Source organism: Mesorhizobium sp. WSM4816 (assembly GCF_055811535.1).
Map to the genome: position 1 here is coordinate 67,605 of NZ_JBVVQR010000001.1, position 15,402 is coordinate 83,006.

The 15,402-nt window shown below is 59.8% G+C and carries 12 protein-coding genes and 1 pseudogene; 9 read left to right on the forward strand and 4 right to left on the reverse strand.

What is annotated here, in order from left to right:
* Window positions 1-5: 5 nt before the first annotated feature.
* Complete coding sequence (locus AC0L3H_RS00290; RefSeq protein ID WP_473584075.1) at window positions 6-272, reverse strand: hypothetical protein; 267 nt, start codon at window positions 270-272, stop codon at window positions 6-8.
* 593 nt (window positions 273-865) lie between these two features.
* Here AC0L3H_RS00290 and AC0L3H_RS00295 point away from each other — a divergent pair.
* Window positions 866-1,072 (forward strand): hypothetical protein, encoded by a 207-nt coding sequence (locus tag AC0L3H_RS00295; protein ID WP_473584076.1) that lies wholly within the window; start codon window positions 866-868, stop codon window positions 1,070-1,072.
* Window position 1,073: 1 nt separating this feature from the next.
* On the forward strand, window positions 1,074-3,353 hold the full coding sequence (locus AC0L3H_RS00300) for an FG-GAP repeat domain-containing protein (RefSeq protein WP_473584077.1): 2,280 nt from the start codon (window positions 1,074-1,076) through the stop codon (window positions 3,351-3,353).
* 207 nt (window positions 3,354-3,560) lie between these two features.
* Here the strand turns inward: AC0L3H_RS00300 and AC0L3H_RS00305 are convergent, their stop codons facing one another.
* Window positions 3,561-4,901 (reverse strand): nucleotide sugar dehydrogenase, encoded by a 1,341-nt coding sequence (locus tag AC0L3H_RS00305; protein ID WP_473519804.1) that lies wholly within the window; start codon window positions 4,899-4,901, stop codon window positions 3,561-3,563.
* 324 nt (window positions 4,902-5,225) lie between these two features.
* Between AC0L3H_RS00305 and AC0L3H_RS00310 the strand changes: the two genes are divergently transcribed.
* Window positions 5,226-6,188, forward strand: coding sequence for an NAD-dependent epimerase/dehydratase family protein (locus tag AC0L3H_RS00310; RefSeq protein WP_027153593.1), 963 nt, complete (start codon window positions 5,226-5,228; stop codon window positions 6,186-6,188).
* 23 nt (window positions 6,189-6,211) lie between these two features.
* Window positions 6,212-7,501, forward strand: a complete 1,290-nt coding sequence (locus AC0L3H_RS00315) for a glycosyltransferase family 4 protein (RefSeq protein ID WP_473584078.1) — start codon at window positions 6,212-6,214, stop codon at window positions 7,499-7,501.
* 573 nt (window positions 7,502-8,074) lie between these two features.
* Here AC0L3H_RS00315 and AC0L3H_RS00320 read toward each other — a convergent pair.
* Both AC0L3H_RS00320 and rfbF read right to left on the reverse strand, forming a co-directional pair.
* Complete coding sequence (locus tag AC0L3H_RS00320; protein WP_473584079.1) at window positions 8,075-9,118, reverse strand: NAD-dependent epimerase/dehydratase family protein; 1,044 nt, start codon at window positions 9,116-9,118, stop codon at window positions 8,075-8,077.
* Window positions 9,054-9,893 (reverse strand): glucose-1-phosphate cytidylyltransferase, encoded by an 840-nt coding sequence (rfbF, locus tag AC0L3H_RS00325; protein ID WP_036262410.1) that lies wholly within the window; start codon window positions 9,891-9,893, stop codon window positions 9,054-9,056. Before rfbF ends, AC0L3H_RS00320 begins: the two co-directional genes overlap by 65 nt.
* An 89-nt stretch (window positions 9,894-9,982) precedes the next feature.
* Here rfbF and AC0L3H_RS00330 point away from each other — a divergent pair, with 89 nt between their 5' ends.
* The 5 genes and pseudogenes from AC0L3H_RS00330 (at window position 9,983) to AC0L3H_RS00350 (ending at window position 15,099) form a co-directional block, all read left to right on the forward strand.
* Window positions 9,983-10,807, forward strand: a complete 825-nt coding sequence (locus tag AC0L3H_RS00330; RefSeq protein WP_473584080.1) for a PIG-L deacetylase family protein — start codon at window positions 9,983-9,985, stop codon at window positions 10,805-10,807.
* A gap of 460 nt (window positions 10,808-11,267) precedes the next feature.
* Window positions 11,268-11,531, forward strand: a pseudogene (locus tag AC0L3H_RS00335) (VCBS repeat-containing protein); the annotation flags it as partial.
* Between the two features lie 149 nt (window positions 11,532-11,680).
* On the forward strand, window positions 11,681-11,956 hold the full coding sequence (locus tag AC0L3H_RS00340; RefSeq protein WP_473584081.1) for a hypothetical protein: 276 nt from the start codon (window positions 11,681-11,683) through the stop codon (window positions 11,954-11,956).
* A 57-nt stretch (window positions 11,957-12,013) separates the two neighbouring features.
* The gene (locus AC0L3H_RS00345) at window positions 12,014-12,862 is read left to right on the forward strand and encodes an FkbM family methyltransferase (RefSeq protein WP_473584082.1); all 849 of its coding nucleotides are present in this window, start codon (window positions 12,014-12,016) and stop codon (window positions 12,860-12,862) included.
* Between the two features lie 152 nt (window positions 12,863-13,014).
* Window positions 13,015-15,099 (forward strand): oxidoreductase, encoded by a 2,085-nt coding sequence (locus AC0L3H_RS00350; protein WP_473584083.1) that lies wholly within the window; start codon window positions 13,015-13,017, stop codon window positions 15,097-15,099.
* Window positions 15,100-15,402 lie beyond the last annotated feature (303 nt).

The window sequence follows — 15,402 nt, forward strand, 5'->3', positions numbered from 1 at the left end:
CCCCCTTAGCCCGGCTCAGTCTGCTTTGGCCAGAACGGGAACGCGACCAGGTGCTCGTCCAGTTCGCAATCGCGGATCAGCTTTTTCACGTGGGCGATGCGCTTGAAGCGCTCCCCCTCGAACTCTTCAAGCAAGAGACCAACAGTGCCGAATGCCTCGTAGAGCTGCGCGACGTCGCGTCGGGCCGTCCGTTGCGGCTTGAACCCGTGCAGGCTCTCTGTTTCCTCGGCCAGCCGTGTCCCAAATCCGCCCGCGAGGATACCCACTTTCATAAAGTCTTCCCACCAACAAACACACGTCTCGAACGTCCGTGAGTTCTGTTACCACGGGCGATCGGCGTTCAACAACGCGAGCGAACGGATGATGGAAGCGCACCAATGTGGACCTTTAGGCGGACCTTCAGCACCATGCTTGATAGTCAATTGCGACTGCGACTTAGGCCGTTTGAAGTAGGCGACTGGTCAGCGTCGGCTGTCATTGTTGCGCCGCATCCGGCTCGGGTGCCTAGGTCCGTTTTGGTTTTTGTCACCGATGGCGCCGCGTCCTCATCGCGACCTTAGGCATCCTGAAACCTTGCGGACGACACGCGAGGCAGGAGCCATAGAAGCAGTTCATCGTCTGGGCGCATCATCCGAAAGTGTTACATTCTTACGCCTTCCAGGCGGGGCGGCCAATCATCACGTTCATGAGATAACACATGCGGTCGTGTCGATGCTCAACTCTTGGCGGCCGCAGAGCGTTTTCGTGAACTATGCAAAAGGATCCGACTTCCGATCATGTCGCCGTCAATGCAGCAGTTCGCGCGGCGCTTCGTGCTTATGGTCGCCCTGTTACGGTATTCGAGTATCCAGTCTGGATTGGTACCATGGCGTCGTCCACGCTCAATAGCCTCGCCTGTCTTGGCGATGTTATCGGCGTAATGCGGGAAGCGCTGGCGGCGCATGCGTCTCAGATGCAGCGTCTGGAGAACCAAGATGAATGGCAGACGCTGTCGGACTTGTCGGGGGGAGATTTCGTCGGGCGGTTGCTGGCCGACGACGAAATGTTCACACGCTACGAAATCAACATTTAGCATGTTCGGCCGCCTGATCGTGGTCCTGATGATCGGGTACACCCTCGCAAGTTGCGAGGCCGCTCAGGGACAGAGACCTCCCGAAGAAATTCTACAGTCGGGTCTTGTTTTTGAACGCAAAGAGATTGCCCCCTATTCAGGAGACGTAAAGCTTGTTGGCGATATAGACGGCGACAGTCGACTAGATTTCGTTCTTGGCGGCTTCCCCGAGGATGCGATGTCTTGGTGGCGGTGGCCCGATCTGGTTCACACCGTAATCGCGAGGCCCCGCGTCGAGTTCACCACCGACGGAGTGCTTGCCGACATCGATGGGGACGGTGATCGCGACATCGTCACGGCCGATGGGCCCGATGCTGTCAATCTCGTCTGGTTCGAGAACCCGCGGCCGAATGGTAACCCGACCCACGGTCCCAGCTGGAAGCGTCGGGAAATCGGTGCAGTCGGCAGCTGGGGCAAAGACATCAAGGCCGCTGATTTCGACGGGGACGACCTCGTTGATATCGTCGTTCGAGCGCCTGGCGAAGTGATGATTTTCTTCCAGGAAAGCCCGAGCTCCTGGGCCCGCGTGGGCTTGTTCTTCAACCTTGGCGAAGAGGGAATGGCAATCGGCGATATTGACGGCGATGCTGATGTCGATCTCGTCCTGCACGGAGTATGGGCGTCGAATCCAGGCGCAGCGGCAGCACGCGATGCAGCACTATGGCGCAGCTACGAGCTTGGTCCGTTCAATCCTGCATTCAAGGCGCTCGTCACCGACCTTGACCAGGACGGCCGCGCCGACATTCTGACTTCACGTTCCGAGCACACTGACGACGTTGCCTGGTTCCAGCCCCTCGCCGGGCCGACGGGCCGCTGGATCCGCCATGTCATTCAGCCTTCTGTCGCGGGTGCCCATACGCTGCAGGCCGCCGACATGGACGAAGACGGGGACAACGATGTCGTTGTCGGGCAGATGCATACGACCGAGGAGCGCAAGCTCGCGATCCATTACAATGTCGACGGGCGAGGAACGCGCTGGGCCCGTCAAGTGATCGACGATGTGGGTCTCCACAACGGCGTCGTCGCCGATGTCGACAGGGACGGTGATTTTGACATCTATGGGGCGAACTGGGTGGGCAACCCGCCTGTCAGAGTGTGGATCAATCGGCTGGATCCGCCTGCATCGGTCCGCCTCGACCGCTGGACCTATCATCGCATCACGAACGGGCACGTCCGCTCCTTTGGGATCGCTTTTTCCGCCATGGATGGTGATGATCTCACTGACATCATCTCGGGTCCGTTCTGGTACCGTCAACCGTCCAAAGCCTGGAACACAGAATGGGAACGGACCCCGCTTGCCGAGGGTGTGGACGCGGTCGCAGCCCTGGATCTCGATGGTGACGGGCGCGGGGAGGTCATAGCACAGCGCGGCGGAGGCAGGGCGCTGCACCTGGTGTGGCTCCATGCCGAGGACATTGAAGCGCACCGCTTTGAAGAGCACGAGATCGGAGAGGTTCCCGCCGCCAGTCATGAGCTCGGCTCTCAGGGCCATGTGCTAGCCCAGGTCGTAAAAGGTGGGAAGCCGGAGCTGGCGGTCTCGAGTGGCGGTGGGGTTTTCTATTTTAAGATTCCTGACGATCCAACAGTCGAGCCATGGCCGCGCACCCGCATCTGCGCCGAAGCGTCTGATGAAGGGATCGCATTCGCCGATATCGATAGGGACGGTCTACTTGACCTTGTCGCCACGACCGGCGATGCAAAGACGGCCGCATGGTGGCGCAATCCGGGTGACGGCTCGCCAGACTGGGAGCTTCGGCATGTTGGAAAAGTTCCTGAAATGGTCTATCCCGACCGCGTCGCGGCCGCCGATCTTGATGGCGATGGACGTGCGGACATCGTCGTGACCGAGGAAAATGGCAAAGCCGACAGCGCTAAGGCGTATTGGTGGCACAACCCCGGCGACAGCTCCTCCGATTGGAAGCAACACGAAATCACCTCGCGCGGTTCCCTTAATAGCCTTTCAGTGTCCGATATGACTGGCGACGGCAGGCCGGATCTTATCATGGGCGAGCATCGCGGCGCACTTCGTCTCTCGAGCTGGCATAATCTGGGTGGGGGACGGTTCATCGAGCAGCTGGTCGGCGAAGGGATGGAAAGCCATCTGGGAGCAAGGACGGTCGACCTCGACGGTGACGGGGATCTCGACATTGTGTCGATCGCATGGGACGCATTCGAAGCGATCCATGTCTGGCGGAATGACGCGGTCGGCAAGGGTGCTGATGGCGGCCAAAAGGCCCGCTGACGAGGAGGGGTGAGCACCTGCCGGCGCCGCATGAACCGTAGCGAACTCGGCCGGCTCCACCTGTTTGCACGGCTGCGCAAGCGCTCATCGACGACGCTCAAGTCCGGGAAAGTGCGATGCGCTGAATGAATTCAACCGCTCGACGTGCTAAACCATTCGACGTTGTCGCTTAGCAGGTTCACCAAGCCAGTGCGCAAGTCGGGCCGCTCATGCCTTTACGACGTTGTCGGTGCGTGACTGACTACGCGCACAAGCATTTCGTGTATCGAGCACCAGCTTTGCGTGCTTGGTGATGTTCTGCCAATCGATCGCATCATGATCTGTCGAGATGACAACGGCATCATACGATGCCAAACTGCTAGCGCAGATATCCACAGAGGGGCGACCTGCCAGGTTGGCGTACTCTCTTGTTCCGGGTATCTCCGGTACGTAGGGGTCGTGGTAATCAACGACTGCCCCGCGTCGCTCCATGATGTCGATCAGCTTCAACGATGGGCTTTCTCGTGTGTCACCCACGTTTTTCTTGTAGGACATCCCGATCACCAAAATCCGCGAACCACTCAGGCCGCGGCTCGCTCGCCGGTCCAAGGCCTCCACGAGGCGGTCCACCACATAATGCGGCATGTTCGTGTTGATTTCACCGGCAAGCTCAATGAAGCGTGTTGTTACTTCGTACTCTCTTGCCTTCCAGGTCAGGTAGAATGGGTCGATCGGGATGCAGTGCCCGCCGAGGCCGGGGCCTGGATAAAACGCCATATATCCGAACGGCTTGGTCTTGGCGGCTTCGATCACCTCCCAGACGTCGATGCCCATCCTGTCAAAAATCACCTTTAGCTCATTGACCAACGCAATGTTCACAGAGCGGAATATGTTCTCGGTCAGCTTCACAGCCTCTGCCGTTGCGGTGGAGGCCACGGGAACGGTTTGCACAATGATCTGATCATACAGCTCCTTGGCAACTTGTAGGGACGATGGGTCGTCGGCGCCTATCACCTTTGCAACTTTGGCGGTGGTGTGTACGTCGTTGCCTGGGTCCACCCGTTCGGGCGAATAGGCGAGAAAAAAGTCCTTTCCTAGAGAAAGATTCGTCGCCTCGAGCAGCGGCTGCACGATCTCTCGCGTCGTTCCTGGCCAGGTCGTCGACTCCAGAACGACAAGTTGACCAGGGCGCAGCCGCTCCGCGATCGCACGTGCGCTGTTTTCGACGAACGAGAGGTTCGGCTCCCGGTTTTTGGTAAGCGGCGTTGGCACCGCTATCAAGATCGCGTCGGGTTCGCCTAGGTCGGCGAAATCGCTGGTGGCGCGAAACCGCTTGCTGTCGACAGCCACTTTGATGGCAGCACCTGGCAAATGATCTATGCCTGTTTCTCCGCGGTTAAGAAGTGCAACCCGAGACGCGTCGATGTCGAAACCGATGACTTTGAACCCCGCGTCCAGCGAGATCATGGCGAGCGGCAGACCAACGTAGCCGAGGCCCATGATGCCAATGGTGTAGTCCCGCGTTCGGATGCGGTTAACCAGTTCCTGAAGGTCTGGAGCAGTCTGCATGAGATGCTGGCAACTTTCGCTTCAATGTCGACAATAAAGGATCGCCTCAATTACCGCGGGGAAGCAGTTCACAGCAATCAGCAAAATGTATGCGCTTAGCCAACCCCAGAGCTGAAAACAGCACGGATTGCACCATTGGGAGAACAGCCGAAATGCTTACCCCAAGCCACGTTGTCAAATAAACCTGGCGCTGCCACATTTAACTTTCAAGCGACGTCCTCAAGGATCTGGGAGCCACCTTCGCTCGCGAGATCGAAGATGTCGCGTTGGCGAAGGGACGCACCCTGCGTCAGTCGATTAAACTGTTCGGTTGAGGTGGGGAATATGACGCAATCGATCCTGGTAACTGGTGGAGCGGGCAATATCGGCAGCGCCCTCACTCGCGCGTTGGTCAAGCTACCTCAGACTCAGGTGGTCGTCGCTGACAACCTGTCGACCGGAAGTCGAGACAAGGTACAAATAGACGCGGGCAATCTGACCGTAGTAAAGGCGGATGCGAACGATTTCGACGACATCTCATCGTTGTTCTACCGCTTCCATTTCACCCACGTCTTCCACTTCGCAGCCGTGGTCGGTGTGCAGCGGACTTTGGCAAATCCGTTGCTCGTGCTGCGCGACATCACCGGTATCGAGAACGTGCTGAGGCTATGCAAGAACACCGGCGCCGAGCGTGTCTACTTCGCTTCGTCATCGGAGGTATATGGCGAGCCTTTCGAGATTCCTCAAAACGAGAGCACCACGCCGCTTAACTCTCGTCTGCCGTATGCAGTGGTGAAGAATCTTGGAGAGGTCTATCTGCGCACTTTTCAGCGTGAGTTTGGACTGCCATTTACCATTTTTCGCTTTTTCAACACCTACGGACCACGTCAGAGCGAGGATTTCGTTCTGCCGCGATTTGTGCGTGCCGCCCAGCGCGGCGAGCCCCTGACGATTTACGGGGACGGTTCGCAGACCCGCACCTTCTGCTATGTCGACGACACGGTTGACGCTTGCATCGCGGTTCATCGAACGCGCGCGCACGAGAACGAAGTGATTAACGTGGGCAGCGACGTGGAAATGAGCATTCGACAGCTGGCCGAGTTTGTCATCGAAGTGTTGGGCTCGTCATCGAAGTTGGAATTCCGACCGCCCCTTGCGGAGGGCGACATGACGCGCCGCTGTCCTGACACGAACAAGATGAAAGCTATATTGAACCGTCCCCTGGTGCCGCTCGAAGAGGGCATTCGCCGCCTCGCCGACCACCTCTCCCGACCGGAAGACCGCCCTGCACTTAGAAGAGTCGCCTGAACGAGCTGACGGTGGGGAGTGACATGAAGCTCGTATACGTCGGTCAGCCGTACGATAGACTTTTTCCGCCTGTTCAAAACTCAATCGGTCTGATCGTCTACAATACGGCGCTGCGGCTCGGCGAGGGCCTGCAGATTACGCTCTATGGCAAGCATTATCGAGACGACACGGTGCCCGCGGACCTGCCGTTCGCGGTGCGGCGGGCTGCGGCGCGGCGTGACCGCGCGTTGCAGCGGATCATCCGCCAGTTTCCGCGCCTGGCGCGCTGGCTGCGGCTGGATCGGAAGGCCGATGACCACTCGCAATATCGTAACAAGGTTCGTCGCTACCTCGCCGTCGATCGACCAGATATCGTCCATTTGATGAATTACTGGGCATGGTGCCGGGAACTGAAGGCAGCCAGCTCATCCCATCGGCTCGTGCTTGAGATGCAGTGTGAGTGGCTGTCACAGCGTGACCGCGATCAGGTGGCCGGTCAGCTCAAGGTGGTGGATGCGGTGGTCGCCGTCAGCGACCACATCGCAAGCACCTTTCGTTCTGCATTCCCGGACTATCCTGGCGTCGTTGCCACCGTCGGTAATGGCGTGGACGTTTCTTACTTTCGGCCGAGCGAGCAGCGGGCCTCCGCATCCACCAGAACCCGACGTGCCATCTTGTTCGTTGGGCGGGTATCGCCAGAGAAGGGGCTTCACACACTGATCGAGGCCTTCAGTGAGGTTGCGGCCAGGTTTGCGGACGTGGACCTTCGGATCGCAGGGCCGCAATCGCCGCTTTCGGTGGACTTCCTGACCAGCCTCTCGTCGGATCCGCGGGTTACCGCATTGAACCGCTTCTACGATCACTGGGGCAATTGCAAATATCGGGAACACTTAGAAGAACTCATCGAGAGCCACGGGTTACGTGATCGAGTTCACTTCGTGGGCAACGTGCCCCACAAGGACCTCGTAGCGACGTACCATGAGGCCGACATTGTGGTGAATCCGTCCCTCAGCGAGAGCTTCGGAATATCGGTCGTGGAGGGCATGGCCTGCGGGATACCGGTGGTTGGAACGCGCGTGGGCGGGATGTGTGAATCCATTCTAGCTGGCAACACCGGGATGCTGGTCGAAGTCGATGCTCCTGGCGAGCTCGCCCAGGCATTGATCACGATGCTGGAGGATACGGTCCGGGCAAGCGAAATGGGCAGCGAAGGGCGCAAGCGTGCCGTCGAGCTGTATTCGTGGGAGGCGCGCGCAGAACGGCTCAAGTCAGTCTATCAGAAACTGCGCCCAGGCACGCCGGTCCATGTTTCCACAAAGGTTGTGAGCCATTGAGCCTTAGCGGTGGGCGGCGCTCGCCAAGTGCCTCACAGCATGTAGGCCGATGTGATGAGCATGCGGCGACCCTCAGTGTAGCGCTCAACCCGGTATCGGTTTACGGCCAACCCGTGTCGGATTGAAATGGGCCCGTCAGGCCCGCCGTTCTCTTCCCTAACGGGCGTCAGGGGCACCCAGCCCAAAGGGCGCAGAGAGGCCGAGTGAACCTGTTCTACAATTAGCAACACATTGCTGGTGGCGAGGCGTGGCCTCGGGATCGTAACGCGACGCGGCGACCAGATTTTGTGCGACGCATCCAGAAAAGCCGGCGTATGGGCTGGTCGGAGTTCGAGACCCTCACGGCGCGGGTCGGGAAGAGCCGAGTGCGGGAAAGCCGCACGCCCGGATCTGTGAGGCGAAAGCCGAATGGCTGAGCTACTCGACGTTGAGGGAAAGCCTATCGGCTAGGGGCGTCGTGCCGAGCTTCAGGAAAGTGTCGATGTGACTTCCGCCGCAGGAGCGGCAAACCTGCTCGGTTACAGAGCCTGCACACCAGCAATCATCATGGCCATGGCTCCCGGCTGTGTTTGTTCAAACCGCTACTGCTAACTGCGACGTGCGGCGCAGATCGGTATCCAGTTCGCCATCTTGGATCAGCTTCTGCACATGGGCGATGCGCTTGAACCGCTCGCCCTCGAAATCCCCAAGTGCAAGGCCCGCCGCGCGAAATGTGTGATAGAGCTGTTCGATACCGCGCCGCGCTGTCCATTGCGGCTTAAACCCGTGCAGGCGGCGACCAATATAGGTGCAGTCGACGCGATAGCACCGTTTGTCTGGCCCGGCGTCGGGCGCGAACTTCACCCGGCTGTCGGGAACGATCGTTTGCACCAACTCCGCGATCTCCCGAATCTGATAGTTTTCCGTGGTCAAGCCGACATTGAATGCCTCGTTGTGGACCAGCTCTCGCTCGGCCTCGAGTACCGCGGTATAGGCCAGCGCAATGTCTTCCACATGGACGATCGGACGCCATGGCGAACCGTCGCTCTTGAGATAGACCAGGCCGGTCGTGTAGGCCCAGGCGGTCAGGTTGTTGACCACCAGATCGAAGCGGATGCGAGGCGACAGGCCGTAGGCAGTGGAAGCACGCAGGAATGTCGGGCTGAACGATCGATCCGCCATCGGCGCGACCGCTCGCTCCACATTTGCCTTTGAGGCGCCGTAAGGCGTAACCGGGTTGAAGGGAGCATCTTCAGTTAGAAAGCTGTCGCCGGCCGCGCCGTAATTGCTGCAAGAGGAGGCATACAGGAACCGCTGGACGCCGGCGGCCTTGGCGAGCTGCGCAAGCCTTACCGAAGCGCCGCAGTTGATTTCCTCGGTAAGCAGGGGTCGGTAGTCCCCCAACGGATCGTTTGACAGTCCGGCGAGATGGATGATCGCGTCGAAGCCGGCGACGTCGTCGATTTCGATGTCGCGGATGTCTTTCTCGATCGTCGGCACTTCGGCCAACGTCCCTACGAAAGTGCATGACCGGAAGATGTCGCTGTCTAGGCCGGTGACGTCATGGCCGCGTTCAAGCAGCATCGGAGTCAGGACGGAACCGATGTAGCCGAGGTGGCCTGTAACCAGAACTTTCATCGATCGATTCCCATGTTTTCCAGGGCGCTTGCCCGCTGTCCCACAATTTTTGAAGGAGATGCTTTTCGCGGATGGTGTCCATGCATTGCCAGAAGGATTCGTGGCGATATGCCATCAGTTGGCCGTCAGTCGCGAGCCGCTGCATTGGCGCGTGTTCGAACATGACATCGTCGCCGTCGATATAGTCCTTTATGCCCGGCTCGAGCACGAAGAAGGCGCCATTGATCCACCCCTCCGAGGCCTGTGGCTTTTCCGTGAAGTCGACGACGCGATGGCCATCGAATTCGATGTGCCCGTAGCGTGCTGGCGGACGCACCGCCGTCATCGTTGCAAGCTTGCCATGCGATTTGTGGAAGGCGATCAGCCTATCAAGGTTGACGTCCGAAACGCCATCGCCCCAGGTGAGCATGAACGTCTCGTCGCCCATCCAGTCGATCAGGCGTTTTATGCGGCCGCCCGTCAGCGTATTCAGTCCCGTCTCCACAAGATCGACGGACCAGTCAGGCAGCGAGTTCGAGTGGCGCTTGACGCTTCCCGATGCGGCATTGACAGTCAAGCTGCCATCGAATGCGACATAGTCGCTGAACCAGCGTTTGATGTATTCGCCCTTGTATCCCAGCGCGACGGCGAATTCGCGGTGTCCATAGGCATAATAATGCATCATGATATGCCAAAGGATCGGCTTTGCTCCGATTTCGACCATTGGTTTCGGCCGGATCTCGGTTTCTTCCGCCAGCCGCGTTCCCAGTCCGCCAGCAAGAATTCCTACCTTCATTGTTTTCTCACCCCAATCGCCTACAGTGTTTTGCTACCATGCGCAGGTCGGGTTGAACCACACCGAAGAAGGGATGATCGGAACCATCGATGCATGACGTCAGGCATACGATTGGCGCTATGCTCGATAGAGCGATGTGTAACCAGTCTCATCCATTCGACGTAGCAGACTGGCAGGCATCGGCGGTCATCATCGCACCCCATCCCGATGATGAAACGCTGGGATGTGGAGGGGTCGCCAGCAAGAAGCTTAGCTCGGGCGCCGATGTCCAGTTTATTTTCGTCACCGACGGCTCGGCGTCGCATGCACATCGGGTTGAGGGCCAGGCCCTACGGATCATCCGTGAGGGCGAAGCGATCGAGGCGGTTTGCCGGTTGGGCGGATCTGCTGATCGGGTGAGATTTCTGCGAGTGCCCGACGGCATGGCTAAGCATCATGTCGGCAAGATCGCAGACGCGATCGCTGAGTTGCTTTTCGCCTGGCAACCACAGAGCGTGTTCGTCACCCATGCAAAAGAGCCGCCGGCGGACCATGTTGCCACCAATCTTGGCGCGCGAGGCGCGCTGCAACTGTATGGCCGGCGCGTGACCGTGTTCGAATATCCCGTCTGGTACTGGTATCAGTGGCCGTGGGTTCGTCTGCACGATCGAGTGCGTGGATTCAATCGCACCGCATTGCGGCAAACGGTCCGGACCCTTGCCGGCTTGCGCGGCGTTAAGATGTTCAACTCCCACGCTTGTATCGGCGACGTGATAGATGTAAAACGTCACGCGCTGGCAGCTCACCGGTCCCAGATGGAGCGGCCGGCGGGACTCGACGACTGGCCTATCCTGGCGGACGTAGGTGGGGGCGATTTGCTGAATCGGCTGCTGAGCGAGCACGAGATGTTCACGCGATACGAGCTTAATGCGTGAACGTAGGCGGCCTGAAGCGTCTCGGGAGGAAGTCGGCGGGTGGCCATGACCTGTTCGGGTTCGACCCAAAGCTGCGGTGCGGCTTCGATCCCTCTGCGACTTTACTTGCGGCCCGTTTTGGATGCGCCGCCGTTCCATCCAAGACAGAGCCTCGGGTCCGTTCTGGTATCGCCGGCCGGCCGATCCCTGGCAAGGTGAATGGGAACAGATACGGCTCGGCGAGGGAGTGGATGCGATCGCGGCAATCGATGTTGACGACGGACGCGCGGAAGTGATCGCCTGCGCGGCGCAGGCGAGACGCTGAACCTGGCGTGGCTTCAGGCGCAGCAGGCGTCAGCGCGCGGCTTTGAGGAACGTGCAATCGGCGAGGCCGGCAGCCACGAGCTCGGGCTCAGGGCCATGCACTGGCGCAGATCGTCGAAGGCGGCCGGCCGAGCTTGCGGTCGCAAGCGGTGTCGGAGTGTTCTACTTTCCCATCCGCACGACACGGCGGCGGGGGCCGCTAACCCGCATATGCCCTGAGGCCTCTGACGAGGGGATCGCATTCGCCTATATCGACGGCGACATCCTGCTTGACCTTGCGGCCACTACCGGCAACGCAAAGGAGATCGCATGGTGGGGCAATCCGAGGGATAGCTCTGCCGACTGGCGGCGCCGCGACGTCGCCAATGTCCCCAACATAGTCTATCCGGACCGCGTGGCGGTCGCCGATCTGGACGGCGACGGACGAACCGACATCGTCGTGAGTGAAGAAACGGGCAGACCGACCACGCAAAGGCCTATTGGTGGCGCAATCCCGGCGACATCAAGCAAAACTGGGAGCAGCAGGAAATCACCTCGCGCGGCTCGCTCAACAGTCTTTCGGTGGCCGATATGAATGACGACGGCCGGCCGGACCTCGTCATGGGCGAGCACCGCCGCGCCCTGTGCCTTTCGCTCTGGCGCAATTTGGGCGGCGGGCGGTTCATCGAAAAGTTGGTCGACGAGGGCGTCGAGAGCCATCTCGGCGCCCGAACGGCGACCTCGACGGCGACGGCGATCGTGAGATCGTTTCGATCGGGTGGGGATGCTCCCCACGCGATCCATGTCTTGCGCAACGATGCCACCGTTCCATCGGACCGGGAGGCCGGGCAGGTACCCCCAAGATGAGATATGGCCCGACAATCGGAGTACCGATCAGCCGGAGGGAGTAGGAGCCGGCCACCGTTGTCGGGCTCGATCCCAGGCGCGCAATCTGTCACCTTCGCGGCGAGCGGCACGGGCTGGGCCCGTCCCGAGGCGTCGCAGAATAGGGAAGAGCGCGTGACATTGACGGCAAGGTTCCTCAGCGTGTTCGGCGACGCGCGCGTCATAGCCAAGGGTGAGGGCGCCGGCCTCAAGCTCGTGGCGAAGCGCGCCGACCCCAACTTTGTTCGCGGCACCTACGAGCCGCCCATCCAACAGGCGATCGCGGCAAACCTGGCGCCTGGGGACGCCTTTTTCGACATCGGCGCGAATATCGGTTTCTTCAGCCTCATCGCCGCGCGCCGCGTCGGGCCGCGCGGTCAAGTCTATGCGTTCGAACCTGTCCCTCGCAACGCCGCCGCTGTCGCAGAAAGTGCGCGGCTCAGTGGGTTTGACACGATACGGGTGTTCGCCGAAGCCGCCGGCGCCACATCCGGCCGTGGCCAGCTTCTGCTCGCCCATCACATTGGCGGCGCCGCGCTTGCCTCGGCAGGAGCACCGCCGGACATCAGTGGCCGGCTGGAGGTCAGCATAGTCGCTATCGACGATGCCATCGCCCAGCGAGGCCTCAGGCCGCCCTCGCTGGTCAAGATCGACGTGGAAGGCGCCGAAATCGACGTCCTAGGCGGTATGACGGAGACGCTGCGGAGTCACCGTCCGAAGGTGATTTATGAGGTCGACGATGCAACGCGCGAGGGGCTCGACCGCAAGGCCCGAAAGATCGCGGAACTCCTGACTGCTTCCGGCTACGCATTGAAGCCGCTGCCAGCCTCCTATGGCAATGGGGAATGGCGGGTCGAACACGTCTTGGCGCAGCCGGTGGGCGCTTAAGAACTGGATTTGCGGCGTCATGGCAGGGATTCCACGCAGGGATGCAAGCCTGATCAACGGGACAAGCGAGGCAGTGCGCGACTTCTGTCCGGGACTGCGACACGACATCGATGCCTTGAAGAATCTCGTACGACGACGTGAGGAGGGTCTTGTTGTTGCACCGTCATGACTGGGTAGAAACTGCTGAAGAGGCTGGGTCCGGAGTTGCCCGGCCGGAGGTTCTTGTCGCAGACGATTTTCAGGATGAACGCGCCCGCGGTGCGGTAATTGGCACCTTGGCAGTCAAGGGAGGCGTCAGGCGAGGACGCGACATCGAACGCCAGATCGCGATCGATCACGGCGCACTTCGTTTCCAGCCGCTCGTCAGGCCAGGTTGGGGCCGGCAAGGGATCTCCTATGGTCCCTTTCAGCGAGAGGCTGGTCTGGTGCTATTGGTCTCGATCACCAACGGCCACAACACATCGCAGGGATCGCCATTGCCTGATGACCTCGCCAGGCGAGTCTACCGTTGGCTGCGAGGACCCGGCATTGATCCATGGCCCGGCCGTCTGGTTTCCCTGATACATGCGCCGCGAAAGAGGCTCACCCTTCGCCGTTTTTGGTGGTGGACGCTTAGCACCTCGAGAACCTACCGGGGACCGAACATCGACGAGAACCTGGCTGTCGGTTGGTTCCCCAGTGAGGCGCCGATTAATCCCGTGGAAGAGGGCTGCGGCTTTGTCGTTCATGCCGCCGAAGGCGAAAACGGCGAGCTGTGGGCTCGTGTAGGAAAGCAATGCCTGAGTGCGTTTCGGCGCCTAAAGAACGTTCATGTCTATTATGTCGTGGCGTTGCGAGAGCAGGGCGCTGTCTATTATGCGGCCGCCGACCAAAAAGCCCACGGTCTTGCCGCTTTTCCGATGATGCGTCCGATCGCGATCGATCCTTTCAACAAGGACGAAAAGCTGTTTGCGGGTGTTCATCAGTCGGCACTTGGCCAGATCGGGTTTCGGGTCGACACACGCGTCCAAGCGGTTCAAGTCGGGCGGATACCTGAATTTTCGACGCTGTTTGGCACCGCCCACGCTGCCGATGCACTCGTCGAAGGCTGGCCGGGGCAAATCGCTGCAATCGGGGGGCGGTGGCATTTTTCGCAGGACGCTGGCGATAACTTATCCGTCGTCGATCCTGGTCGCCCTTCAGGATTGATCCACGGACTGCTGGCAATTGGCGCCATCTCGGATGTGTGTGGTCTCGTCTGTCGGTTTCGGGACAACGACAATTTCTGGGTGCTGAAACTGTCGACGCTCGGATGGACCTTGGTGCGCAAGCAATCGGGCAAAGAGATTACGATCGCGACCGGTACGGAACACGCTTTGCGCAAGAGTTCTATCCATTCGGTCCAGATTCTTGACTGGAACGGTCAGCTGAGCTGCTTTCTTGACGGGGTTCGCCTCTTCGAATCGTCTGTCAATGCCGATTCAGTTGAAAACGTTACAGGAGTAGGTATATGGAAAAGCTTCGACAGCGAGCCGCGCTGGCATAATTTCGAGGCTCATCCTTGCGAAGTTCCCATCCCATTGATGGCGCCTCTGGAGGCGCCTTGGAACCAACTCGGAACAAGCCTGTCCTACGCCGACGGCTTTGCCGGTATTGCCGGCGAACTGGATCGCCGCACGTCGGAGCTGGGCGACGGACAATGGGTGAGAACACTGGGCACCGGGGTCATCGACGTCGACGGGCTGGGCAGCGCCCGTGTGCGCGCGAGCGTGGACAGACCGAACCCGGGTCGAACATTCTATTCGCTGCCATGGGATCTACCGGGATTCGCCGATCTCGAGGTCACAATCGAGCCTCCTGGGGAGCGCCGAGGACAAGATCAGCGCAGCCGGGCAGGACTGGTCTTCTGGCAAGACAGCGACAACTACGTTTGTGTCACGACCTGGCTCGACGATGTCCACCAAGGTGCTTCGATTTCGGTGTTCATCAAGCGGCTCGGCTTTGAGGAACTTTATGACGCGGTTTGGACCAATGTGGCGGACAAGGTCGTTTGGGGAAAACGCTTTTGCATGCGCGTTGCATTCGACGGAAATCGGTTTGCGATCCTGATCGACGACGAACTGGTGATGCAGCGAAGCCTCACCGACATCTATCCCGACGATGCTGCCCTTCAAATTTTGCGGGTCGGGCTCGCCGTCAACTGGGAATGGGAAGATGACACGGGCTCGGTGTTCACGTCGTTCAAGGCCCGGCGCTGAGCGAAAGAAGGTTTTCGTTTTCCAAGCCGTGAACGGTGGGTGACGATTGCCTTGTCCCGGGTCGACTGGGCTATTTTTTCCCATGCAGAGATCGGCGACGCGCGGCTCCCCGGCGTCCGACTTCATTGGCTTGACTCAGGATCGGCGAAAAGGCGGACGTTGCGTTCGAAAGTGCGGCCGGATCATTTTTTTCGTTAATCCGATTCTCCATGCAACTGAGAAACGTTTGCAGAAGGCTGATGTGAGAACGCCGGTGTCGCCCGAAGCCAGACGAGGGGCACGGTTTGGCCCATCGCGGGCGCG